We start from the raw sequence: 518 nt of genomic DNA on the forward strand, positions 1-518 counted from the left end.
GAGCGGTTTCTTTTGCTCTTTACGACTAGTTTATAGACAGAGGAAAAATCGAGATCTTTTGCTACGAAAATGTTGACGAGTTCGCCTTGAAATTTTTCTAAGGTAGGAGGGATATTGATTTGATTTTCAAGGGCAACGGTGGCTGTATCTTTTCCGATATTGCTTGCTTCAGAGCTGTTGAAACCACCACTTGAGTTAGAATTGCCTTTCTTTTTATTGGTTAGGTTTGTTGTAACGCTATCAACAACGGTGAGTAATAATGCTGAACTGAAGCGTTCCCACCAATGGGTGTTGACGTTGCCGTCAAAACCAGCTCTACCTAAACTGTCAGTTGCGGGAGATGCAAGATTGATGATGACACCGGTTGGTGTTTTTGCTCTTGTCCAGAGCACAAAGAGGCGAGATTGACCCTTTTTAAGCCCTCCTCGGTATTCTCCAACGACTTGGGTTCCTTTATCAAGCAAAACAACGCGCCCATTGTCAGAGAGGATATCACGGTTGATGATGCAGCTTGCAAA

The 518-nt window shown here is 43.4% G+C and carries 1 protein-coding gene; it reads right to left on the reverse strand.

Translation table 11 applies throughout. The features are described from left to right. Positions 1-518, reverse strand: a 518-nt coding sequence (virB10, locus tag ACFIKY_RS09350) for a type IV secretion system protein VirB10 (RefSeq protein ID WP_375647957.1), incomplete at both ends; no start/stop codon positions are given.

It is taken from the genome of Bartonella sp. CR127HXZ (assembly GCF_042194555.1).
Lineage (GTDB): Bacteria > Pseudomonadota > Alphaproteobacteria > Rhizobiales > Rhizobiaceae > Bartonella > Bartonella grahamii.